We start from the raw sequence: 23,634 nt of genomic DNA on the forward strand, positions 1-23,634 counted from the left end.
GATGCACAATCGCGATCTGGCCATCGGGCGTTCGTTTTGGCTGCAAACCGGCTACCTGCGCTATGACACGATGCGCGATCTGGAACGGCGCACGGAGCCGGAACTCTTTCTGACCGCTTCCCCGTATCTGGGCCGCGTATCGCTGAGCCTGGCGCCGGTGCGGCCGCTTGGTTCGGTCGAGCCATTGCAACAGGTGCGATCAGGGGCAGCACTTACCCCTTTGGAGCGGCTGACCACGCTGCTCTATCTGACCTTGGGACTGGTGCGCTATGAAGCGGGCAGCGTGCGCCCCTTTCACCGGGGGGCTCCGTCGCCGAGGTGCCTGTATGCGACTGAGCTGTATGTCGTTCCGCCGCAGGGCGTGTTCCGCTATGACCCGTTGATGCACGCGTTGGAGCAGCGCAGTGAAGAGGGTATGTGGGACGTGTTGGAGCAGGCGCTTGGTATAACGCTTTACGGTGCGGAAAGCGTGCTGATCGTGGCGGCAGACGTGTGGCGCATCGCCCGGCTGTATGCGGACTTTGCCTACAACATCGCCACGCTGGAAGCCGGTCATGCGTTGGGGCAACTGCAGGTGCTGGCCAGCCGTTTGGGCTATGAGGCTCGCATTCATGAGCATTTTCTGGATCGGCCGGTGCTGGAATCGCTGGGCCTGAACGGAAAGGTGCAGACGCCGCTGGCGGTGGTTGTTTTATGGCCGCAGGGGGCGGTGAAGCAGGAGCGGGTTTCCTGTGAGTCAGTACCTCGGCAGCCTGTTGCTGCTGACACGCGATTCGAGCAGGAGATGAACCAATGTGGTGACCTGCAGAAGATGATGGAAGCGTCTCGCTTAACTTTTGCAGAAGAACTTCCCGAGGCGGAGCAAGCACAAGAGCATCTCGTCAGGACGACTGCCGATTTTGCCGGATCTGCCGCTGGATGCGAAGCGGATCTGCTGGACGTGATCAAAACGCGCAACTCGGGCAACGACAAGATCGGGCTGTCGGCCACCGGGCGGCCGATTCCGCTGGAACAGCTGTCCGGGCTGTTGCAGGCGCTGGCAGCGTTTCCGGATGCACAGGGTCTCGCCCGGGAGATCGGACTGTATCTGTCCGCCCATCGTGTGGCGGGCCTGGCGTCGGGGATCTACCGCTGTGAGTTGTCCGCGCCGGATTTCGAAGCGCAGAGCTTGCATCAGGACATGGGGTTATTGATGGAACAGGCCAGCGTGGTGGACGGGAAATATATCAACTTCCGGTCGATCCCGGCCGCTTTTTATCTCACGGTTGATTTCGAGCGGACGCTGCACCAGCATGGCAACCGAGGCTATCAGATCATGCAGATGAGGGCCGGGCGTTTGACGCAGTACCTCTGTCTGCTGGCGGCTGCCAGAGGCTGGTATGCCCGTCCGCTGAAAAGCTATCGTGATGCTGAGACGGAAGCTTTACTCGGCTTGTCACAGACGACCCGCACGGTGGTCTATCAGCTGGTGATCGGGGAGAGCGACACGCCGTATTTGGAATTTGATATGGGCTTGTAGACAGGAGGAGTGGGCATGACAGGCGTGACGAAGCGGGAATGGCTGGCCCTGCACATTTTTTATCACCATTTTGAAAAACAGGATGACCTGCTGCTCGACTGCCTGATGCCGGCGGCGCGCAAACTGCGGGCGGAAGGGCATTGCCAAGCGTGGTTTTTCCTGCGCTACTGGGACGGAGGCCCGCACATCCGCATTCGCTTCCTGCAGCCTGACGAGCATGTGGAGCCGTATATCCGCGAACAGGCGGCCGCATACATGCAGGCCCATCCGCCCGCGCAGGAGATGAGCAGGGAGGCGTACTACGCGCAGCACAAGTTCGACGGGGAAGCGGTTGACCGCGACAGCTTGCCGTGGTACGGGAACGGCAGCATCGTGCGTATGCCGTATGAGCCGGAGACGAAACGCTATGGCGGCGCGGCGGCGCTTCCGGTCAGCGAAGACCTGTTTGCACACTCCAGCGACATGGTGGAGCAGGTGCTCACCGCGACGCGGGGCGAGTACCAAAAGCGGATGAACATCGCCATGGATCTCATGCTGCTCACGGCGCTCTGCCTCGGTGTGCGGGTTGAAGATGCCGGAATGTTTTTCGAGCGCTACATGTACAGCTGGCAGACGTTCGTCGATCAGCCGGAAGCGCAGCGCGTGAAAATCCGCGAGCTGTTCGAACGGCAGCGCGAGGTCTGGGTGCCGCGCTTTCGCACGCTGGTCGAGTTTATCGACTCCGATCAGGAGTTCATGTTCTATCGCCAGTGGGTTGATCAGCTCAAAGCAGCTTTTGCCCGCTACGAAGCGATTGCGCTGCAAGGCGAGCTGGTCTGTCCCTACGATGATGACCCGGTCGACTCCGAACGCCGCCGCCGCTATGCGATCGCCTCGATTGCCGTGTCGCAGATTCACATGACGAACAACCGGCTCGGCGTGCTGATGTCGTACGAGCATTACCTGAGCTGCATGCTGCATCTCGCAGCGTCCGAAGCAGTTCAGACGGGCGAGGAGGTGCGCTGATGGCCAAACGCCTGCTGGCCGCCTCCAGGCGGGCTTCCAGCGTCGAGGAGCGCATGGAACTGAAGCGCACCGGGATCGACAACCCGTTTCATCTGGCGGAACTGTATCACGCCAACAGCAAATTTGACCCGGACCTGATGTCGTACCGCCTGCCGCTCGACAAGTATTCGGTTCCGGATGTGATGGAAGATGCGACCGAGATCTATTTTGACCTGCCGCGATTTGAAGAGCTGCCTCCGCTGCCGGGGGCATTGGGCGACGCGCTGCTCGCTCGCCGAAGTTCGTGGGACTTCGCGGAGCCGGTCACGCGGGAGGAATTGATCCTGCTGCTGAAATACGCGCTGGGCACCAACGCGGTGAAGACCGTGCCGGACGGGACGAAGGAACTGCAATTGCGGTTGCGCAGCTACCCGTCGGGCGGGGCGCTGTACCCGGTGCAGTTTTATCTCTACCTGCATGGCGTGGAAGGGATGGAGCGGGGGCTGTACCGGTTCTGCCCGTATCTGAACCGGCTGTATCTGCATCAGGTGGGAGACTTCTCCGGGCAGATCGCCGGGATGACCGCTTCGACCGATCCTGATGCCAATCCGGGCTTCGTCAAGCAGGACTACAGCCGGGCAGCCGTCCACTTTTTTCTCGCCGCCGACTTCCGGCACCAGTCTGACAAATACGGAGCGCGCGCTTACCGCCTGACATTATTGGAGGCGGGGCATGCTGCGCAGAATCTGCTGCTGGTGTCCACGGCGCTGGGGATGACGGGCGTCACCTTGGCCGGATTTTATGATGACCGGGCCAATGAGCTCTTGGAACTGGACGGTGTCGACCGCGCCGCCTTGTACATGATTCCGATCGGTCGGGCAGGAGGTGCATCACAAAATGGATAAAGAAGGTTTTCGTACCTTATTGTTGAATTCCTATTATAAGTTACGCGACGGTTACTTTTTTACTTTTCCTGAAAGTAATGAATTGCAGGTTCGTCACGTACATTGGGGCGAGAGTCTTGCCCGTGTCGGCGCTCCTGAAGGGGAGACCTGGCTGCAGGATGTGTTTGGCGAATTGGACGGCACGCGCACGATGCGGGAGATCATGGTACATGTTCCGGAGGCACGGCATGAGGATTGTTTGAAAATGCTGGCCGCGCTGCGCCGGTCGTTTTTGGCCGAATCCCCGACTCCGATCCCGGATGAGCGTTCATGGTCTGAGCAGTGGCTGCCGCACTTGATGGGCACGCGCCACACCGCACGCCATTTTTATGAACGGGAGCTGGCGAAGGCGAACATCTTGGTGCTTGGCGCCGGGATGATCGGCAGCCGTTTGGCAGCCGGGCTGGTGCAGCTCGGCGCCGGGCATGTGGCGGTCGCCGATGGGCGGGCGGTCACGGCGGATGACCGTTTTCAATCGCTTGCCTACGCGTATGCAGAGCTTGGCGCGATGCGCGCGGAGGCGCTGGCCGGCAGCTTGAACCGGATCGCGGGAACTGTGCGCGCATCCGGGCATGTCTGGGCGGCGCAGGACACGGAGGCACTCTGCCGCCTGATGGAAGGGCGGTCGCTGGTGCTGGTCGCCGAGGATGCATTTGCTCCCAGCCTGTATGAGCAGGTGAACCGGGTGGCGGTGGAGCAGGGCATCACCTGGTCGATGATCGTGATCGACGGGTGGAATGTGCATGTCGGACCGACGTTCCTGCCGGGGCGCACCGGATGTTATCACTGTCTGGAGGCGGACCGCCGGAGCCGGATGGCAAACCCGGTCTCGTATGACCGCTATGTGGAACATCTCATGCAAAACGGGGCGCAGGCAGCGCTTGCGATCTCCCCGACGTTCGCCGACATGGCGGCGGGGATGCTGGCCTCAGACGTGCCAAACATCGTCGGCAACATGCCGCAGCGCATGGAGACAGAATCGAGTCTGACGCTTGGCCGGCAGATGCAGATGGACATGCGGACATTTGATGCCGCCTTGCACGGAGTGATCAAGCAGCCGCGCTGTGCGGTATGCGGGTGCGGGGCGGCGGAGCAGCAGATCAAGGAGGAGGTAGCAACGTGAAGGAACAAACGGTGATCGAACTACATGACGCCAAGAAGACCTATGGTACGGTACAAGCCGTGCGTGGCATCTCGTTGAACGTATACAAAGGGGAAGTGCTCGGCATCATCGGAGCCAACGGCGCGGGCAAAACAACGACGCTGGAGATGATGATGGGATTGATCGAGCCGACCGCAGGCAAGGTGACGGTGCTTGGGTATGACGCCAGAAAACAGCCGGCCGAACTGAAAGAGAAGATCGGGATTCAGCTGCAGAAGACCTCGCTGTATGACCGGATCAAAGTCAGCGAAGCGCTCGAACTGTTCCAATCCTATTATAAGAAAACGCGTGATCCGAAAGAGATCGTCCGGATGTTGAATTTGGAGCCGTACCTGAAGATGCATGTCAAGAAGCTCTCCGGCGGCTGGCAGCAGCGCACGGCGCTGGCTTTGGCGCTGATCAACGACCCGGAGATCATCTTCCTCGATGAGCCGACGACCGGCCTCGACCCGAAGGCGCGGCATGACCTGTGGGAGATCATCCTCAAGCTGAAAGCGGAAGGCAAAACGATCCTGCTCTCCACGCACTATATGGAAGAAGCCAACAAGTACTGCGACCGGGTGGCGGTCATCCGCGCCGGGGAACTGGTGGCGTGCGATACGCCGGACAACCTGATCAAGCTGCTGCCGGGCGGGCAGGGCACGATGGATGACGTCTATGTGGAGATCGCTGCGGCGACGAAAGGAGCGTAACCTCTGATGAACATGTCTGCAATGCTGACCCATACGAAGATGGAGATCAAGCTGTTCTTCCGCGAGATCCTGTTCGTCTTCTTCACGTTCCTGCTGCCGGCGGTGAGCTTCATTTTCTTCGGCACGATGTTTGGCGATGAAACGTATAACGGCTACAATTACATCGACACGTACATTCCGGCGATGGTGTCGATCGTCATGTTCACGACCGGATTCTTCACGATTGGGCTGCAGGTGGTCATCGACCGCGAAAAGGGCATTTACAAACGCCTGCGCGGGACGCCGCTCAATTCGTCCTACGTGTTTGCGGCGATCATCACGAAAGGCTTCTTCTGCATCCTGGTCGGGACGGTGGAGATCATCCTGATCGCGAAGTACATGTTTGATGCCACGATCACCGGCTCGATGCTCCAGTTTATTTTGTCGATGATCCTCTGCGCCTTGTCGTTTTTCGCGATGGGCTTCCTCATCGCCAGCATCGCCAAGCGCATGCAGACGGCGATGGCGATCTCGATGGTCGCGATGTACCCGATGATGTTCCTGTCCGGGTCGACCATGCCGCTCGACAAGATGCCGGAGATCATGCAGACGATCTCCAAATTCATCCCGATGACCTATGTCAAAGACCTGCTCCAACTGGGCTGGGTCGGCAAGCTGTTCACCGAAGCGGCAGTCACGCCTGCGCTGGTGCTGGTCGGGATCTTCCTCGTCGGCACGTTTATCGGCATCAAGAAATTCAAGTGGGATTAACAGCAAGGAAAAATGAGCTGTCAACCGTCTAAGCTCCCTGAAAAGGGAGCTTTTTTGTCCTGCCGAAGCGGGAGTCTTCTGAGCCGTTTGCCCCATTTTTCAGAACAGATGGACTATTTCCCGCGAACGGGACAGGGAGGTGTCGGCTTTTGTCGAAAAAGAGGATCATGCAGAAAACGTATCGGGAGGAACAACGACGATCATGAAGAACAGCATGAGCCTTCTTTTGGCAGGGTTGCTTTTGGCAGGAAGTGTCTCGGTGGCAGAAGCGGCGACGACGACAACGAAGACGACCGTGACCAGCACCGCGAAACAATACAATGTGTTTCAGCGCAACACTTATTTGAAGAGTTTCGTTTCCTATAATGAAGCGGTTGCCTACGCGAAACTGTGGGATCACTCGTCGGTCGTGAAGATCGCCGGCAATCTCTGGCTGTGGGACAACTATCCGCGCTTTCAGGTCTATCAAGGCGAACGGATGTTGAAAGAGTTTACGACGCAAGCAGCGGCGATGGACTATGCCAAGCTGTGGGCGCGCTCGTCAGTCAGGACGTGGAAAGGCTCCTGGCTGTGGGACAACTATCCCAAGTACCGCGTGTTTCAAGGGGAGAAGATGCTGCGCGAGTACAAGTCGTTCGAAGAAGCGGTCGCCTATGCGCGGCTGTGGGCAGGCGCGTCGGTCCGGCAGATCACGGACGGGCACTGGGTGTGGGACAACTTCAAAGTGAAAACGCTCGTCATCGACCCCGGCCACGGCGGACGCGATCCGGGTGCGATCGCGTTGGATGGGACGGAAGAGGAAGACTTGACGCTGTCCTTCAGCTTGAAAGCCAAGGCAGAGCTGGTCAAACGCGGCTACAACGTGGTGATGGTGCGGGAGACCGATGTGGAGCTCGATCCTTCCACCACAGATCTGGCGGAAGAGCTACAGGCGCGAGTTGATGTGTCAAAAGCGAGCGAGGCGAATCTGTTCATTTCGCTGCATGCCAACTCGTTTTCCAGCACCGGCACGTACGGCACGGAGACGTACTACAACACCACCACCTCCTACGACGGCAGCGTCAACCCCTTCCCGGAGCAAAGCCGCCAACTGGCCGGCGTGATCCAAAAGCACGTCCTGCGCGCCATGGGCACGTATAATCGCGGCGCGAAGGACAGCAATTTCTACGTCCTGCGGAAAAATACCGTACCGGCCGCGCTCGTCGAGATCGCCTTCCTGTCCAACGCGGGTGATCTGAAAAAGTTAGAAGACACAGCTCTCCAGCAAAAATTCGCCGTGGAAATGGGCGCGGCGGTTGACGAGTATTTTGCGGTCAGCGGGCAAAAGTGACCACGAAAAAGCTCCCTCCACGAAAGCGGGGGAGCTTTTTTCAATTGTTACTTCAAAGGCAGCCAGATCTCAAAGCTCGATTCATCGGTGTTGCCTTGCCAGCGCTCGTCGTAGAGTTCGAGGAAGGGCGCGGCGTAGTTGCGCTGAAGTCCGTTTTCCGGGAGCCAGGTCTTGTAGGCGTATTCGAAGGTGTTGCGGAGGTTTTCCACTTTGCCATGGTGGGTGAACACGGCATAGCGCTGGGCGGCCACGTTGCGCTGCACCATGTCGTCCGGGATCGGGGACTGATCACAGATTTCGAAGGCGGCGATGTAGGTGAAGTCTTGCTCACGGTCCCAGGAGACGCCCCAGGTATCGATAAACTTCACCTCGTCAGCGCGGCGGATGAGGCTGTCCCACAGGGCAGGGATGCGCTCCATCTCTTGATAGGGGCCGGTGATTTCCAGTCCGATGACTGTAAAAGCGGCTTTTTCTGCGATTCTCGGTTCGGTCATGTTTTCTCTCCTCCTGCTTGTCAAAAATCTCCATGTTATGATTCTAGCACAGGAGGAATTTTTTGCATGAGGGATTTTAGTGCGCCTTCATCTTCTCCGCCACGTTGATCAGCTGCTGGGGCAGGATCATGCCGGTGTCGTAGTCGCCTTGGAGCACGCGGTACTGTTCGGCGTAGGATTGATCGCTGTCGAGCGACTCCGTTTCCGGGAAGCCGTATCCTTTGACCCGGAAACCTTTTGCTTCCAAATAATCGATTGCTTCTGAAATCGTCATTTTCATGGCAAACACTTCCTTATCAGCCTGTTTGGGCTAGTATGCGCACGTTCTGGCTCTTTTACGCAATTTGACCATCTATTCTGTGATTGATAGAATGAGAGTACGTTTTGAGAGGCAACGCCAAATGAGGGAACGAAAGGATGAGCGCATCGTGCTGAATTTCTTGTTGATCGCAGCAGTTGTATATCTGCTTACCACATGGGGAGTTCGTTTGCAGATGCGCGCCCAATTGTTTGGACAGGCTGTGGCCGGCCTCTTAGGCTATGCATGCTCGCTTGCAGCAGGCACTGCTGCCGGTTTGTTTTTGACGCTCTGCGGCGCGGAATACATCTATCCGCAGGCTAGTGTGATGGAGATCAGTGTGGTTTCCACCGTGCTGTCTGTTGGGATCGGGGAGTATTTGCATGCGCGCAGTTTCCGTCTTTCGCTGTTGCTGATGGCTCCGCTGCGCTCGAAAGAGTCGAAGCGGTAAGACGATCGTGAATATTCATGACGAACGGCAGACAGGATTGTCTGGTCCGTTCTTTTTTTCATGATCGAACGGCTATACTATGGTGTCGGAGTTTCTACAAAGGGGATGAAATCTTGAGCGAATACAACATCCGCGAAATTATGAAAGGCCTGCTTGCCGAATGGGGCATTTCCGGGTACGAAGACCGCATTGCGGCACGGCTTCGGGAAGCGCTTACACCGTTTACCGACGACATTCGCATCGATAAAATGGGCAACCTGATCGCCAAGATCGCAGGCAAAGGCACCGCGCCGCGCAAAAGCGTGATGCTGGCCGCGCACATGGACGAGATCGGCCTGATGGTGACCAAGATCGAGCCGAAGGGCTTCCTGCGCGTGACCAAGATCGGCGGGGTCGACCCGCGCACGCAGGTGGCGCAAGAAGTGGTGGTACATACGAAAGACGGCGACTATGTCGGCATCGTCGGCTCCAAGCCGCCGCATCTGACCTCGAAGGAAGATCGCGACAAGGCGTGGTCGCTCGATGAGCTGTTCATCGACATCGCAATGCCGGAAGACATGGTGCGCGAAAAAGTGCGCGTCGGTGACCCGGTGACGATCCGCCGCGAGCCGATCGAGCTGCAATACGACCGCATCGCCGGCAAATCGCTCGACAACCGTGCTTCCATCGCTTCGGTGCTGGAGTGCGTGGCCGAACTGCAACACCTCGAACACAATGTGGACGTATATGTGGTGGGCACCGTGCAGGAAGAGCGCGGGCTGTTTGGCGCAGGCCAGGCAACGTACGGGCTGCAGCCGGATATCGGGATTGCGATCGACGTGACATTTGGCGACATGCCGGGTGCGCCGGCCGACGCGACGTTCCCGCTCGGGTCGGGGCCGGCGATCGGCGTCGGGCCGAACTTGCACCACAAGATCACCCGGAGCCTCACGGAGACGGCGGAGCGTCTGGAAATGGGACACTCGTTCGAATACATGGAAGGCAACACCGGCACCGATGCCTGGATGATCCAGGTGCAGCGCGCAGGCGTGCCGACCGGGCTCCTGTCGATCCCGCTGCGTTATATGCACACCTCGGTGGAGACCGTCCGCTATTCGGACATTCAAGGGGTCGGCAAGCTGCTCGCCCACTATATTGCCGGAATTGATGATGAGTATGTGGAGGGATTGAGTTGCTACTTAAAAGACTGACCGAAGCAGTAGGCCCGTCCGGGTACGAACATGAAATTCGGCAAGTGATTTACGAGGAAATCAAGGACTACGCAGACCGCATCTACACCGACGCGATGGGCAACCTGTTTGCGGAAGTGGACGGCACCCGTCCGGGTCCGAAGGTGATGCTCTGCGCCCACATGGACGAAGTGAGCCTGTTTATCACCCGTGTGGAAGACAACGGCCTGATCAAGTTCCGCCACATCGGCGGGATCGACGACCGCGTGCTGCTCTCCAAGCCAGTGCAGATCGGCGATCAGAAGATTCTCGGCGTGATCGGTTCCAAACCGCCGCATCACCAGACGCAAGATGAGCGCAAGAAGCCAGTTGGCCTCGAACACCTGCGCATCGACATCGGCGCGACAACTCGCGAAGAAGCGCTGAAATACGTAAAGCCGGGCGACGTTGCCGTCTTTGCAACGAAATACGAAGAGATCGGGCACCGCTGCGCCAAGTCGAAGTCGTTCGATGACCGCGTTGGCTGTGCCGTGATGGTCGAGACGATCAAGAAGAAATTTGATATCCCGGTTGTCTACGCCTTTACGGTGCAGGAAGAGATCGGTCTGCGCGGCGCAGGTCCGGCCGCATACCGCATCAATCCGGACGTGGCGCTGGTGCTCGAAGGCACTTTGGCGTCCGACGTGCCGGACACGGTGGAACACGGGCAGGCGACGATCTCCGGCGCAGGCCCGGCGCTGTCGGTGATGGACGGTTCTTCGGTGCACAACCGCAAGTTCCTCAAAGAGATGATCGAAGTCGCGGATGAAGCGGGCATTCCGCACCAAATCCGCAAGACGGTCGCGGGCGGCAACGATGCCGGACGGATTCACCTGACCAAGGAAGGGATTCTGTCGGGCGTCATCTCCGTCCCGACCCGTTACATCCATGCGCCGTCACAGCTGATCTCGCTGGACGACTATGAGCAGACGATCGAGCTGGTGGAAAAGTTTCTCCGCCGCGTGGAGCAAGGGGGTTTTCAAGCATGAAAGAATTGATTGTCACGCTTGCCCAGGCGACCGGCCCCAGCGGGCAGGAAGAGAACGTGCGCGCGCTGCTCAAGCAAGCGGTCGCTCCGTATGCGGATGAAGTGCGCGAAGATGTGGTCGGCAACCTGATCGTCACCAAAAAAGGCAACGGCAGCGCGAAAAAGCACCTGCTGATCACCGCACACATGGATGAAGTCGGACTGATGGCTCTGCATGTGGAAGCGGGCGGACGCGTGCGTGTCGGCGGCATCGGCAGCATTGAGCCGGAGTCGATCATCGACAAGCGCGTGGTGTTTGCGAACGGCACGGTCGGCACCGTCCACGCCGATTCCCAAGACGACAAAGAGCTGACGATGATCAAATTGTTCCTCGACCTCGGCGTATCGTCCAAAGCAGCGGCGGAGGAGCTCGTGCAGGTCGGCGATTCCTGTGCGCGGATGCAGGAGACGGTGGAACTGACGCCGGGCAAGCTCGTCGGCAAGTCGCTCGACAACCGTGCAGGATGCGCGGCTGCTGTGGAAGTTCTGAAGCGACTGGGCACGCCGCAGCATGATGTGTCGGTCGTGTTTACCGTGCAGCATGGCGTCGGTTCGCGTGGCGTGAAGACGGCGGGCTATGCCTTGAAGCCGGACTTCGCGCTGGTGCTGGATGGCGCCAACATCAAATACTGCGCTGCGGTGGAGCTCGGCGCCGGACCGGCGATCAAAGTGATCGACCGCCAGGCGATCGTGCCGCCGCGGATCAAGCATTTCCTGATCGAGCAGGCGGAAGCGGCCGGCATTGCCTACCAGATGGAAGTTAATACGGAAGGCACGTCCGACACGGGCGCGCTCTTGCTGTCCGAAGACGGCATCCCGACCGGTGCGCTGTCGATTCCGGTGAAAGTCGAAGAAAACGGCACGGAGACGGTCGATCTGCGCGATGTGGAGCTGACGGTACAATTGGCGGTCAACGCGCTGCAGGCTTATTCGCTGTAAGTTGGTCGTGAGTTAGTTGTAAGCTATTGGTATCTGAAGCACCCTTGCACTGGGCAAGGGTGCTTTCTCTTGGTATAATGTTGCTTAATTGCGTAGTTTTGTCCTTATTTCGCATTGAGCTGAGAACTGAGAGGAGCAGATGAGTATGTTGAGGTATCTGACGGCCGGGGAGTCGCACGGGCCTGCACTGACGGCGATCGTAGAAGGGTTGCCGAGCAATCTTCCGCTGGATCTGGAGTTTATCAATCATCAGTTGTGGCGCCGCCAGCAAGGATATGGACGCGGTGGCCGGATGAAGATCGAGTCAGATCGAGTGGAGATCCAAAGCGGAGTGCGTTTTGGCAAAACGATGGGTACGCCTGTCGCGATGTTGATTCAGAACAAAGACTGGCGCAACTGGTCGGAGAAGATGGCGATCACAGGCGATGCGCCGGACAGTGTCGTGGAAATTACCAAGCCGCGCCCGGGTCATGCAGACCTTGCTGGCGCTCTTAAATACAATCAGGAAGACATCCGCAATGTGCTCGAACGGGCCAGCGCGCGCAACACGGCGACGATGGTCGCGGTTGGTTCGGCAGCTCGCCTGCTCTTGCGCCATTTCGGGATCGAAGTCTACGGCCATGTGGTCGAGCTCGGCCCGGTGCGGGTGGACCGTTTGGAAGGAACGATTCCGGAGATCGCCGAGCGCGCCGAAGCATCGGAAGTGCGCGTCGCCGACCCGGAAGCGGAAAAAAAGATCATCGCGGCGATCGATGCAGCGAAAGCGGCGGGTGACACGCTGGGCGGGATTTTTGAAATCATCGTCACCGGCGCGCCGATCGGTCTTGGCTCGTATTCGCATCCCGACCGCAAGCTGGACGGGCGTCTCGCCCAGGCTCTGATGAGCATTCAGGCGATCAAAGGCGTGGAGATCGGACTCGGTTTCGACGCGGCGCGCACGCCGGGCTCGCAGGTGCACGATGAGATCGGGCACCGCCAAGGCGATTACTACCGCCGCTCGAACAACGCAGGCGGCTTAGAAGGCGGCGTGACCAACGGCCAGCCGGTGATCGTCCGCGCGGCGATGAAGCCGATCCCCACGCTGTACAAGCCGCTCGAGTCGGTCGACATGCGCACGAAAGAGCCGTACCGCGCCACGATTGAGCGCTCCGACGTTTGCGCTGTGCCCGCCGCTGCGGTGGTTGGCGAAGCGATGGTCGCTTGGGTGCTGGGTCAAGCCTTTTTGGAAAAATTCGGCGGCGACTCGATCGAAGAGATCGAGCGCAACTACCACAACTATCTGACCATAATCGGTGAACGATGATCCGGGAGCGCGTCGATACAGGACACACCTCTTATGACATCGTGATCGGTACGGGATTGCTGGCGCGGACTGGTGCATTTTTGCAAGAGCTGAACGTGAAAGCGGCGTCCCGGCATCTGATCATCACCGACACGAACGTGCAGGCGGCGGGGCATCTCGCGCCTGTGCTCTCGTCGCTGGAAGCGGCCGGGTATCGTGCGGACGTGTTTGTGATCCCGGCGGGAGAAGCGTCGAAGCGGCTGGCATTGGCGGAAGAGGCGTTTGAGTTCGCGTATGAAAAGGGCCTCGACCGCCATTCGGTCGTCTTGGCGCTGGGCGGCGGCGTGGTTGGCGATTTTGCCGGATTTGTGGCGGCGGCGTACATGCGCGGGATCAACTTCGTGCAGTTGCCGACGACGATGCTCGCCCAAGACAGCGCGGTCGGCGGCAAAGTTGCCGTCAACCTGTCCCGCGCGAAAAATATCATCGGGGCGTTTCATCAGCCATTGGCGGTATTGTACGACATCGAGACGCTCCACACCTTGCCACTGCGCGAACGGCGCGGCGGGTATGCGGAAGCGATCAAGCATGGGATCATCCGCGATGCTGAATTTTTTGACTGGATGAAAACACACACCGCAGCCATTTTGCAAAATGATCCGGCGGTGCTGCCCGAACTGCTGGCCCGCTCGTGCCGGATCAAGGCAGAAGTGGTGTCGGCCGATGAGCGGGAGCAGGGGCTGCGGGCGATTTTGAATTTTGGCCATACGCTTGGTCATGCGGTCGAGACGCTGGCCGGATACGGACGGCTTGGGCACGGCGAAGCGGTGGCGATCGGCATGGTCGCCGCTGCCAGGCTGTCGGTCCGACTGGGATATTGTTCGGCAGAGACGGCAGCCGAGGTGGAAGCGATGGTCGAGCTGGCCGGGCTGCCGACGCGGATTCCGAACAATCTCGATACTGACGAACTGATATCATCGATGCAAAAGGACAAAAAAGCAACCGGCGGCACGCTGACGTTTGTGCTCCTGCGCCGCATCGGCGAAGTGGAGATCGTCAAGGAAGTGCCGCCGGAGCAAGTGCGTGAAGTGATTGCTGCTACCAGGGAGGGCTGACACATGACATTGGTCGTGCGCGGGATTCGCGGCGCTATCACCGTTGAACAAAATGATGCTGCGAGCATCCATCAAGCGACCCGGGAACTCTTGCTGGCGATGGTGGAGGAGAATCAATTGACAACTCCGCTGATCGCTTCCTGTTTCATCACGATGACGCCCGACCTTGATGCTGCATTTCCCGCCCAGGCCATTCGCGAGTTGGACGGCTGGGAACTGATCCCGCTGATGGGAGCTCTGGAAGTGCAGGTGCCGGGTGGACTGCCGATGTGCATCCGCCTGCTCCTGCATGTGAACACCGCCAAGACGCAGGAGGAGATTCAGCACATCTACCTGCGTGATGCGGTCAAGCTGCGGCCCGATTTGCAACAAAAGGGTTGACGGTCAATCGCTGGCGGTGTATCATGTTAACTAGTTAAGTGAGAGCCAGAGTTGAGTTTTATGGTTTTTAAAGGGGCGTTTTGCGCAGGAGTGCGCAGAAGCCAACGAGCAGATGAGAATAGCACAGGCGAGCCGAGACGAGAAGAGCCGATACATACGGGATGGGTCTACCTATCTGCGTACTTTCTTCCTTGTCCTTACCGGTCAGAGCGCCTATGCTCTGGCCTTTTTTAGTTGCTTGAGAGAGCAGTTGATTCGAGAGATGAGTTGAGAGGAGCGAGTTCAGATGATCAAACGTGCACTTCAAACGGTGATCGGCGGCGGGACGCTGGACCGGGAACTGGCAGAGGGAACGATGGGGCAGATCATGGCAGGGGAGGCGACCGGGTCGCAGATCGCCGCACTTTTGACAGCGCTGCGGATGCGCGGCGAGACGGTGGAAGAGATCACCGGATTTGCAGCGGCGATGCGCTCGTTCGTCACGCCGGTCGAGTCCGGCCTGAGCGGGCTGGTCGACACCTGCGGAACGGGCGGCGACGGCGCACAGACGTTTAACATCTCCACCACCGCCTCGTTTGTGGCGGCTGCGGCGGGCGTGAAGATCGCCAAGCACGGCAACCGCTCGGTGTCCTCGCGCTCGGGCAGCGCCGATGTGCTGCAGGCGTTGGGCGTAAACATCGACCTGACGCCGGAGCAGGCGTCACAGTGCCTGGAGCAGGTCGGCTTGACCTTCCTCTTCGCTCAGCTCTACCACCCGGCGATGAAGCATGCGATCGGGCCGCGCCGCGAACTGGGGTTTCGCACCGTGTTTAACGTGCTCGGTCCGCTGACCAACCCGGCCGGCACGAAGCGTCAGGTGATCGGCACGTTTGGAGCTGACCTCGTGGACAAAATGGCTTATGCCCTCGCCGAACTCGGCACCGAACACGCGCTGGTCGTGCATGGCGCAGACGGACTCGACGAGATCACCGTCACCGGCAGCACGAAGATCGCCGAAGTGCGCGGCGGCAAGGTGGAGCGCGTCTTCACCCTGACGCCGGAAGAAGTGGGCTTGCAGCGTCACCCGATCGACGCGCTGCAAGGCGGGGATGCGCAGGAGAACGCGGAGATTCTCGTGCGGATTCTCGAAGGGCAGAGCGGCGGCGCACGCGACATCGTTGTGATCAATGCGGCGGCGACCTTGTACGTCGCAGGCACTGCCGCGTCGATTCAAGAAGGCGTGAGGCTGGCGCAAGACGCGATCGACAGCGGTCGGGCGCTTGCTCTGCTGGAAAACCTGGTCAACGTCTCGCAAAGCATGGTACGGGAAAAGGAGCTGGCGTAAATGATTCTCGACAAAATCGTCGCTGTCAAACGCGAAGAGGTGGCGCAGTACGCCAAGTCGTTTGACCTCGGGCAAGTCACGGAGGAGATCGCCGCGCTGCCGGCAACGCTTGGGTTTGAAAAAGCGCTCCGGGAGACGAGCGAGTACATCGCCCTGATCGCGGAAGTGAAAAAAGCGTCCCCGTCCAAAGGGATCATCCGCCCCGACTTCGACCCGGTAAAGATCGCCGGCATCTATGAAGCGGCAGGCGCGAACTGCCTCTCCGTGCTGACCGACGAGCAGTTCTTCCAAGGCCATGCCGATTACCTGCGTCGTGTGCGGGCAGCGGTTGAACTGCCGCTTTTGCGCAAAGACTTTATCATTGATGAGAAGCAAATTTATGAAGCGCGTTTGCTGGGCGCCGACTGCATCCTGCTGATCGCCGCGATCTTGTCCACTGCGCAGATGAACGAATACCTGGCGCTGGCCGCTTCGCTTGGCCTCGACGTGCTGACCGAAGTGCACGATGAGAAAGAGCTGGAGCGGGCGCTGGAAGCGGGCGCGGGGCTGCTCGGCGTGAACAACCGCGACCTGCGCGACTTCAGCGTCGACCTCGGCACGACGGCCAGGCTCGCGGAGATGGTGCCTCCGGGCACGCTGCTGGTCAGCGAAAGCGGCATCGTCACTTTCGACGACGTGCAGCAGGTCAAGTCGGCCGGCGCAGGCGCGATCCTCGTCGGCGAAACCTTGATGCGCGACCCGTTGATCGCGCCGTCGATCGACAAGCTGCTCGGGCGCGTGGCGTCTGAGGTGCAGAGATGACGCTGGTCAAAATCTGCGGGCTGAAACTGCACGAGACGATCCGCCATGTCGGCACATTGCCGGTCGAGTATGTCGGCTTCGTTTTTGCCACCAGCAAGCGGCAAGTAAGTGCCGAGACGGCAGCAGAACTGGGGAACAGCCTCCCCGATGGCGTGCGGCGCGTTGGCGTTTTTGTTAACGAATCACTGGAAGAGATGGAGCGCATCGCCGAAACGGCCGGACTGCACGTGCTGCAGCTGCACGGCGACGAGACGCCGGAGTTGTGCGAACGGTTGAAACGGGAGACCGGCCTTGCCGTCTGGAAAGCGTGGGGCGTGCGCGGCGATGAGCGCGATGCCGAACTGGGCAGATATGCGGGGATCGTCGACGCCGTTTTGCTCGACAATGAGCGGGGCGGCACCGGGACGGCTTTTTCCTGGGAGCGGATTCCTGAGATTCGCTTGCATCTGCCCGATACACCATTATTTGTCGCCGGGGGACTGCACCCCGACAATGTATCCGAATTGATTGGAGCGTACCGCCCGGACGGCGTCGATGTGTCGTCCGGCGTCGAGACGGTTGGTGTAAAAGACCCGGACAAAATCACAGCATTCGTGACGAAAGTGAGGGAGCAGCAATGAGCACCATTTTCCCAGATCTCCAAGGGCGCTTTGGCAAATTCGGCGGCAAATTCGTCCCGGAGACGCTGATGAACGCGCTGACGCAGTTGGAAGCTGATTTTCAGCACTACAAAAACGACGCGGAGTTCCAAAAGCAGCTCCGCTACTATCTCCATAAATATTCGGGCCGCCCGACTTCGCTGTATTATGCGGAGAACCTGACCCAGCACCTCGGCGGCGCGAAGATCTACTTGAAGCGAGAAGACCTCAACCACACCGGCGCGCACAAGATCAACAACTGCCTGGCGCAAGGACTGCTGGCGAAAATGACCGGCAAAAAGCGCGTCATCGCCGAAACGGGCGCGGGCCAGCACGGCGTGGCGACGGCGACCGTCTCTGCGTTGCTCGGACTGGAATGCACCGTGTTTATGGGCGAAGAGGACATGGAGCGCCAGAAGCTCAACGTGTTCCGCATGCGCCTGATGGGCGCGGAAGTGATTCCGGCGAAATCGGGCACCCGCACCTTGAAGGACGCGACGAATGAAGCGATCCGCCACTGGGTCGAGCATGTGGAAGACACCTTCTACATCATCGGCTCGGTCGTCGGTCCGCACCCGTACCCGATGATGGTGCGCGACTTCCAGCGCATCATCGGCGATGAAGCGCGCGAACAGATCCTCAAGGAAGAAGGGCGTCTGCCGGACACGATCATCGCGTGCGTCGGCGGCGGCTCGAACGCGATGGGCATCTTCTATCCGTTCCTGCAGGACGAAAGCGTGCGGCTGATCGGCGTGGAAGCGGCAGGCGAAGGCGTGGAGACGGAACGCCACGCGGCGACGATCACCAAAGGCCGCTCCGGCATCATCCACGGCTCCTTGACCTATCTGCTGCAGGACGAGCACGGCCAGATTCAGCCGGCGCACTCGATCTCGGCCGGTCTCGACTACCCGGGCATCGGGCCGGAGCACGCGCATCTCGCCGACACGGGGCGCGCGACCTACCTGCCGATCACCGACGGGGAAGCGCTCGACGCGTTCCAGCTCTTGTCCCGCGTCGAAGGCATCATCCCGGCCTTGGAGTCGTCGCATGCGATCGCACAGACGGTAAAATTGGCTCCGGAGCTGCCGAAGGATCACCTGATCGTCGTTTCGCTGTCCGGGCGCGGCGACAAAGACGTGCACCAAGTGGCCGAGATGTTGGGAGGGATCGACGCATGACGCGCATTGCAGACACGTTTAAGCGGTTGAACGAAACGGGCGAAAAGGCTTTTATCCCCTTTTTGACGGCAGGCGACCCGAACCTTGAGGTCTCCGCCGAACTGATCATCGGCCTGGACAAAATCGGCGCGGACATCATCGAAATCGGCATCCCGTACAGCGACCCCCTCGCTGACGGACCTACGATTCAGGCAGGCTCCCTGCGCGCGCTGCAAGGCGGCACGCGGATGCCCGATGTGTTTGAGCTGGTGCGCCGCGTGCGCCCGCATGTGCAAGCATCCCTCGTGCTGTTCACCTATGCCAACCCCGTGTTTCAGTGGGGCGTGCGCGAGTTTTTCCAAACGGCGCAGGAAGCGGGCGCCAACGGCGTGATCATCCCCGATCTGCCGCTTGAGGAAAGTGAAGAAGCGCTGGCGGCCGGGCTGGCGACCGGGGTGGATTTCATCCCGCTCGTCGCCCCGACCTCGCAGGAGCGCATCGCGAAGATCGTGGCGCAAGGCCAGGGCTTTATCTACTGCGTTGCCGCGCTTGGCGTGACCGGCGTGCGCGAAGATCTCGATGCTGATCTGTCCGGCTATGTGGCCAGCGTCAAAAAGCATACCGCACTCCCCGTAGCGGTCGGCTTTGGCGTCGGCAAGCCGGAGCATGCGGCGATCATCGGGCAGTTTGCCGACGGCGTGGTCGTCGGCTCGGCGATCGTCAAAAAGGCATCGGCGATCGCCGAAGCGCTGAACGCCGGTGACGCCCCCCTCGCGGAGGCAAAAAAGCAGGAACTGATCGAATTTGCGGCTTCCCTGAAAGCGCCGCTGTATCCGAGCAGACAAGAAGCGTAACCCAAGCATAACTACAGGAATCCCCCAATTCCTTAAAACGGAGGCACGGCCTGTATGGCCGTCCTCCGTTTTGCATTTTTGGGGATGCTAGAGCAGGAAGCGGGATGCTCGAACGAGAAGTTTTTTCCAACGGAAAGCAGAGGAGGCAGCAAACGATGGACATGGTGATACAACCGGCCGGACGGGTGCAGGGCGAGGTGAAGGTGCCGGGCGACAAGTCGATCTCGCACCGCGCAGTGATGTTTGGCGCGCTGGCCGACGGCGTGACGCAGGTGCGCGGCTTTTTGCCGGGGGCGGACTGCCTGAGCACGGTGGATTGTTTTCGCAAGATGGGCGTCGAGGTGGAGATGCTCTCGGAGACGGAACTGCGCGTCAAAGGTGCCGGGCTCGACGGGCTGCAGGAGCCGTCCGATATTCTTGACGTCGGCAATTCCGGCACGACCGCCCGGCTGATGCTCGGTATCCTGGCCGGGCAGAACTTTCACAGCACGGTGACGGGCGATGCGTCGATCCGTCGCCGTCCGATGGGGCGCGTGACCGGGCCGCTGCGGGAGATGGGCGCGGTGATCGACGGGCGCGAAGACGGCCGTCTGGCTCCGTTGTCGGTGCGCGGCGGAGGGCTGCGCGGGATCAACTACGACTCGCCGGTCGGCAGCGCACAGGTCAAATCGGCCGTGCTGCTCGCCGGGCTCTATGCGGAGGGGATGACAGGCGTCAAAGAGCCGGAGCAGTCCCGCGACCACACGGAGCGGATGCTGCGGGCGTTTGGCGTGCCGGTCACCGAACAGGACGGCTACATCACGGTGCAGGGCGGCTCGCGTTTGACGGCGGCGGAGATCGAAGTGCCGGGCGATATCTCTTCGGCCGCTTTCCTGCTGGTTGCGGCGGCGATTTTGCCCGGCTCCGACCTGATCATTCGCGGCGTCGGCATCAATCCGACGCGGACGGGCATCATCGACGTGCTGCGCGAGATGGGGGCGCAGATCGAATGCTTAAATGAGCGCATCTCCGGGGATGAGCCGATCGCCGACCTGCACGTCAAGGCGGGTGAGTTAAAAGGCGTCACGGTGCGCGGGAATCTCATTCCGCGCCTGATCGACGAGATTCCGGTGCTCGCAGTCGCCGCCACGCAGGCGGAAGGCGTGACGGAGATCCGCGACGCCAAGGAGCTGAAAGTCAAAGAATCGAACCGCATCGCCACCACCGCCGCCGAGCTGCGCAAGTTTGGCGCGCAGGTCGAAGAGCTGGAAGACGGGCTGCGCATCACCGGGCGCACGAAGCTGCAGGGCGGCGCGGTCGTCGAGACCTATCATGACCACCGCATCGCGATGGCGATGGCTGTCGCGGCACTGGCGGCCGACGGAGCAGCGACGATCCGCGACTGGGAGTCGGTTGACGTGTCGTTTCCGGGATTTGCCCAATTAGTGCAAAATATCAGATAATTTGTTGACAAGGAACTTCCTTCTGGAGTATGATATTGTCAAGAAGCTTAAGTTCTGGTTTCTCTCCACTCCTATCATAGTTTGCCTGCTCCTGCGCGGAGCAGGCCTCTTTTTTTGTTTCCGCGTCTTTTGTGGCCAAGTTCTGAATAGAATGATTTTGAACAAGGGCAAGGGGGCTTTCGCGTGAGGAGTCTAAACCTTTTTTATCACACGGTTACCGCTCAGGTTGTGATCGTCCTGTTTATTTCGATAAAAATATTGCTGGTGCCGTATTTGATTTGGCGTTTCTTGGGCGCATCTTCCGGGGCGATGGTCGTGCTCGACGTGACGACGATCGTGCTGGGCACGCTGCTGGCCCTGTCGATGGGGATGGTCGGCTATTATCAGGCGCGTCATTTTGACCGCGGCAAGGTGCTGCCCCAGTCGTTGTGGTACATGCTCTGCGTGCTGGGTCCGGCCGGGCTGTTTCTGCTCTACAAATGGGTTGTCGGCGCGGCATGGGACACCCATCTGCTGCTGTTTCTCTCCGGGTGGCTCTCAATGTTCTCGCATCCGATGAACCTGGTTGGCTTCTACGGGCAATGGGTCGACGGCGTGGCCTTGCTGGCGATGGCCGGCTGCTATCTGCTTGGCGTGTTTGTCTATCATGACGAGCAGCGCCATGAAAAAGCGGAAAAGATGGACTTCCAGCACCTGCGCGTCAAAGGTCGTTTGAAATGATGGTTTGTTAAATCGTGACGTCCTTATATATCAACCTTACTGTACCACCTCGGACGAGGTGGTATATTTTTTGTTTGCATAACGAACGTTCGTTCGTATATACTGTAGCTAACAACAGGAACATTCGTTCTGAAATTAGTGGCGGTGATATTGTGAAAGGGTACGATTTAACAGACAAACGGCAGATTTTGCTCGCCGATATGAACTCGTTTTATGCCAGCGTCGAGCAGGCGCACAATCCGGAGCTGCGCGGCAAGCCGGTCGTGATCTGCGGCGATCCGGAGCGGCGCAGCGGCATCGTGCTGGCGGCGAGCAGAGAGGCGAAGAAGTTTGGCATCAAGACGGTCGACCCCTTGTGGATGGTGCAGCAAAAATGCCCGCAGGCGGTGATCGTGCGCCCGCGAATGGAGACCTATGTGGAAGTGTCGCTGCGGATCATGGAGATCGCAAAGCGGTTTACGCCGCAGGTAGAAGTGTTTTCGATCGACGAAATTTTCCTCGACGTGACCGGGACGGAGAAGCTGTGGGGCGGCCCGTGGGAAGCGGCGCGCCAGTTCCGCCGCCTCGTGCAGGAGGAGACGGGCGTGGTCTGCTCGGCAGGCATCGGCTACAACAAGCTGGTCGCGAAAGTCTGCTGTGACACCAAGGCCAAGAAGTCCCCGGAAGGCATCTGGGAATGGAAGCCGCAGGACATCCCCCGCGAGATGCACCAGCTGCCGGTGCGCGAGCTGTTTGGCGTCGGCTCGCGGATGGAGCGCCATTTTCACTCGCGCGGGATCGTGACGATCGGTGACCTCGCCGCCTATCCGCTGCACCTTTTGAAGAAGCGCTTTGGCATCATGGGCGAGGTGTACCACCTCTCCGCCAACGGCATCGATTATTCGCCGGTGACGCCAAACACGTTCCGCCAAGACATGAAAAGCGTCGGGCACATGATGACCTTGCCCCGCGACTACGAGAAGCCCGAAGAGGTGGAAGTGGTGCTCCTGGAGCTGTGCGAAGACGTCTGCCGCCGCCTGCGCCGGATGGGGCGCAACGGGCGGACGGTGCACATGCACTGCGGCTACACCGGGCTGATCGGCGGCTTTTCGAAGCAGGTGTCGCTGCCGTTCTCGACGAACATCACCCGCGAAGTGTATGAGACGGCCTGCAAGATCTTCCGGGAGAAATGGAACGGCACAGCGGTGCGTTCGATCGGCCTCTCCGTGGAGAATCTGAGCGACGACCACGAGCAGCAGCTCGACCTCTTTCACGACCGCGAGCGCGAACGGCGTCTCGCCTACACGATCGACAGCATCAAAGACAGATTTGGCAACACCGCGCTGATGCGCGCCGCCTCGCTGACCGGGGCGGGGCAGGCGTTTGAGCGTGCGGGAAAGATCGGCGGACATTACCGATAATCGGGCAAAAGAGAGCAGTGTGCCATCGCGGCGCACTGCTCTTTATTATTTCTTAAGAAATTTTGTACTGGCTTCCTAAGATTTTTCGCGTACAATGAGAACTATACGGTGAATCCGACAAAGGAGAGTGGAAAACTTGGAATACCAACACGTCACAGTTTCCAGACGTTCTGATACATTTGTTTTTCTTTCGAAATTCCTGACTTCGCCCAAGCAAGTGGGCTCGGTCATGCCTTCTTCGCGCTACCTGACCCGCAAGATGATGGAGCCGGTCGACTGGAACCGGGTGCGTGCCGTCGCCGAGCTTGGCGCAGGCACCGGCGTGTTTACGCGGGCGATCAACGACCGTCTGCATCCGAAGGCCCAAGCGGTGGTGTTTGAAGCGGATGTTGCGATGCAAAGACGTTTGAAAGAGCAGAGCCCGTCCCTGCATTATTGGGGAGATGCAACCGAATTGAATTACGCGCGGGAACAGTTGGGGATGGGACCGCTCGACGTCGTTTTCTCCGGGCTGCCGTTTGCCAACTTCGAACAGGACCTGCGCGACAAGCTGCTCGCCGAAGTGGTCGACAGCTTAAAGCCGGGTGGACTGTTCATCGCGTTCCAATATTCGCTGCAGATGAAAAAGCAGCTGCAAGAGCGTTTTTCCAGCGTCAAAATCGGATTTGTGCCGATGAACGTGCCGCCTGCGTTCGTCTACATCTGCCAAAAATAGGGGGCAG

Annotated in this window: 25 protein-coding genes; 23 read left to right on the plus strand and 2 right to left on the minus strand. The window is 59.5% G+C overall.

Features of this window, described 5'->3' with window-relative positions; translation table 11 throughout:
- Position 1: 1 nt before the first annotated feature.
- From CBW65_RS18225 to CBW65_RS18255, 7 genes are all read left to right on the plus strand, one after another.
- Positions 2 to 1,519: a nitroreductase family protein gene (locus tag CBW65_RS18225; RefSeq protein WP_198299650.1), complete on the plus strand. Its 1,518-nt coding sequence runs from the start codon at positions 2 to 4 to the stop codon at positions 1,517 to 1,519.
- A gap of 15 nt (positions 1,520 to 1,534) precedes the next feature.
- Positions 1,535 to 2,524 (plus strand): thiopeptide-type bacteriocin biosynthesis protein, encoded by a 990-nt coding sequence (locus CBW65_RS18230; protein WP_087458049.1) that lies wholly within the window; start codon positions 1,535 to 1,537, stop codon positions 2,522 to 2,524.
- A complete protein-coding gene (locus CBW65_RS18235) occupies positions 2,524 to 3,408 on the plus strand; it encodes a SagB family peptide dehydrogenase (protein ID WP_087458050.1) in 885 nt (294 codons plus the stop codon). The genes CBW65_RS18230 and CBW65_RS18235 overlap by 1 nt, the downstream gene beginning before the upstream one ends.
- Positions 3,409 to 3,490: 82 nt before the next feature.
- The gene (locus CBW65_RS18240) at positions 3,491 to 4,570 is read left to right on the plus strand and encodes a TOMM precursor leader peptide-binding protein (RefSeq protein ID WP_157722049.1); all 1,080 of its coding nucleotides are present in this window, start codon (positions 3,491 to 3,493) and stop codon (positions 4,568 to 4,570) included.
- Positions 4,567 to 5,301, plus strand: coding sequence for an ABC transporter ATP-binding protein (locus CBW65_RS18245; RefSeq protein ID WP_232463361.1), 735 nt, complete (start codon positions 4,567 to 4,569; stop codon positions 5,299 to 5,301). The genes CBW65_RS18240 and CBW65_RS18245 overlap by 4 nt, the downstream gene beginning before the upstream one ends.
- A 6-nt stretch (positions 5,302 to 5,307) precedes the next feature.
- Positions 5,308 to 6,051, plus strand: a complete 744-nt coding sequence (locus CBW65_RS18250) for an ABC transporter permease (protein WP_232463362.1) — start codon at positions 5,308 to 5,310, stop codon at positions 6,049 to 6,051.
- Between the two features lie 202 nt (positions 6,052 to 6,253).
- Complete coding sequence (locus tag CBW65_RS18255) at positions 6,254 to 7,381, plus strand: N-acetylmuramoyl-L-alanine amidase family protein (RefSeq protein ID WP_087458053.1); 1,128 nt, start codon at positions 6,254 to 6,256, stop codon at positions 7,379 to 7,381.
- Between the two features lie 47 nt (positions 7,382 to 7,428).
- On the opposite strand, the gene CBW65_RS18260 is transcribed toward CBW65_RS18255, so the two are convergent.
- Both CBW65_RS18260 and CBW65_RS18265 read right to left on the minus strand, forming a co-directional pair.
- The gene (locus tag CBW65_RS18260; protein WP_087458054.1) at positions 7,429 to 7,875 is read right to left on the minus strand and encodes a GyrI-like domain-containing protein; all 447 of its coding nucleotides are present in this window, start codon (positions 7,873 to 7,875) and stop codon (positions 7,429 to 7,431) included.
- Between the two features lie 76 nt (positions 7,876 to 7,951).
- Positions 7,952 to 8,155, minus strand: a complete 204-nt coding sequence (locus tag CBW65_RS18265) for a hypothetical protein (protein WP_087458055.1) — start codon at positions 8,153 to 8,155, stop codon at positions 7,952 to 7,954.
- A gap of 121 nt (positions 8,156 to 8,276) precedes the next feature.
- On the opposite strand from CBW65_RS18265, the gene CBW65_RS18270 reads away from it, so the two are divergent.
- The 16 genes from CBW65_RS18270 to CBW65_RS18350 all read left to right on the plus strand — a co-directional run bounded on the left by CBW65_RS18270 (position 8,277) and on the right by CBW65_RS18350 (position 23,627).
- Positions 8,277 to 8,624: a hypothetical protein gene (locus CBW65_RS18270; protein ID WP_087458056.1), complete on the plus strand. Its 348-nt coding sequence runs from the start codon at positions 8,277 to 8,279 to the stop codon at positions 8,622 to 8,624.
- Positions 8,625 to 8,737: 113 nt separating this feature from the next.
- Positions 8,738 to 9,814, plus strand: coding sequence for a M42 family metallopeptidase (locus CBW65_RS18275; protein ID WP_232463363.1), 1,077 nt, complete (start codon positions 8,738 to 8,740; stop codon positions 9,812 to 9,814).
- Positions 9,796 to 10,821, plus strand: coding sequence for a M42 family metallopeptidase (locus tag CBW65_RS18280; protein ID WP_087458057.1), 1,026 nt, complete (start codon positions 9,796 to 9,798; stop codon positions 10,819 to 10,821). Before CBW65_RS18275 ends, CBW65_RS18280 begins: the two co-directional genes overlap by 19 nt.
- On the plus strand, positions 10,818 to 11,798 hold the full coding sequence (locus CBW65_RS18285; protein ID WP_087458058.1) for a M42 family metallopeptidase: 981 nt from the start codon (positions 10,818 to 10,820) through the stop codon (positions 11,796 to 11,798). The genes CBW65_RS18280 and CBW65_RS18285 overlap by 4 nt, the downstream gene beginning before the upstream one ends.
- A gap of 145 nt (positions 11,799 to 11,943) precedes the next feature.
- Complete coding sequence (aroC, locus tag CBW65_RS18290) at positions 11,944 to 13,101, plus strand: chorismate synthase (RefSeq protein WP_087458059.1); 1,158 nt, start codon at positions 11,944 to 11,946, stop codon at positions 13,099 to 13,101.
- Entirely contained in the window at positions 13,098 to 14,195 is a 1,098-nt protein-coding gene (aroB, locus tag CBW65_RS18295; protein WP_087458060.1) for a 3-dehydroquinate synthase, read from the plus strand. The genes aroC and aroB overlap by 4 nt, the downstream gene beginning before the upstream one ends.
- Positions 14,196 to 14,198: 3 nt before the next feature.
- Entirely contained in the window at positions 14,199 to 14,576 is a 378-nt protein-coding gene (gene aroH, locus CBW65_RS18300) for a chorismate mutase (RefSeq protein ID WP_087458061.1), read from the plus strand.
- A 286-nt stretch (positions 14,577 to 14,862) separates the two neighbouring features.
- Entirely contained in the window at positions 14,863 to 15,900 is a 1,038-nt protein-coding gene (trpD, locus tag CBW65_RS18305) for an anthranilate phosphoribosyltransferase (protein WP_087458062.1), read from the plus strand.
- Positions 15,901 to 16,701, plus strand: coding sequence for an indole-3-glycerol phosphate synthase TrpC (gene trpC, locus CBW65_RS18310; protein WP_087458063.1), 801 nt, complete (start codon positions 15,901 to 15,903; stop codon positions 16,699 to 16,701). It begins immediately after the preceding gene.
- Positions 16,698 to 17,321, plus strand: coding sequence for a phosphoribosylanthranilate isomerase (locus tag CBW65_RS18315; RefSeq protein ID WP_087458064.1), 624 nt, complete (start codon positions 16,698 to 16,700; stop codon positions 17,319 to 17,321). Before trpC ends, CBW65_RS18315 begins: the two co-directional genes overlap by 4 nt.
- The gene (gene trpB / locus CBW65_RS18320) at positions 17,318 to 18,517 is read left to right on the plus strand and encodes a tryptophan synthase subunit beta (protein ID WP_198299652.1); all 1,200 of its coding nucleotides are present in this window, start codon (positions 17,318 to 17,320) and stop codon (positions 18,515 to 18,517) included. The genes CBW65_RS18315 and trpB overlap by 4 nt, the downstream gene beginning before the upstream one ends.
- Entirely contained in the window at positions 18,514 to 19,350 is an 837-nt protein-coding gene (gene trpA / locus CBW65_RS18325; protein WP_087458065.1) for a tryptophan synthase subunit alpha, read from the plus strand. The genes trpB and trpA overlap by 4 nt, the downstream gene beginning before the upstream one ends.
- A gap of 161 nt (positions 19,351 to 19,511) precedes the next feature.
- Positions 19,512 to 20,792 (plus strand): 3-phosphoshikimate 1-carboxyvinyltransferase, encoded by a 1,281-nt coding sequence (gene aroA / locus CBW65_RS18330; RefSeq protein ID WP_332457843.1) that lies wholly within the window; start codon positions 19,512 to 19,514, stop codon positions 20,790 to 20,792.
- Positions 20,793 to 20,975: 183 nt separating this feature from the next.
- A complete protein-coding gene (locus CBW65_RS18340) occupies positions 20,976 to 21,512 on the plus strand; it encodes a hypothetical protein (RefSeq protein ID WP_087458068.1) in 537 nt (178 codons plus the stop codon).
- A gap of 152 nt (positions 21,513 to 21,664) precedes the next feature.
- Positions 21,665 to 22,912 (plus strand): DNA polymerase IV, encoded by a 1,248-nt coding sequence (locus CBW65_RS18345; RefSeq protein ID WP_269767963.1) that lies wholly within the window; start codon positions 21,665 to 21,667, stop codon positions 22,910 to 22,912.
- Between the two features lie 229 nt (positions 22,913 to 23,141).
- The gene (locus CBW65_RS18350; RefSeq protein WP_087458069.1) at positions 23,142 to 23,627 is read left to right on the plus strand and encodes a class I SAM-dependent methyltransferase; all 486 of its coding nucleotides are present in this window, start codon (positions 23,142 to 23,144) and stop codon (positions 23,625 to 23,627) included.
- The last annotated feature ends 7 nt before the right edge of the window (positions 23,628 to 23,634 follow it).

The organism is Tumebacillus avium, assembly GCF_002162355.1.
Taxonomy (GTDB): domain Bacteria; phylum Bacillota; class Bacilli; order Tumebacillales; family Tumebacillaceae; genus Tumebacillus_A; species Tumebacillus_A avium.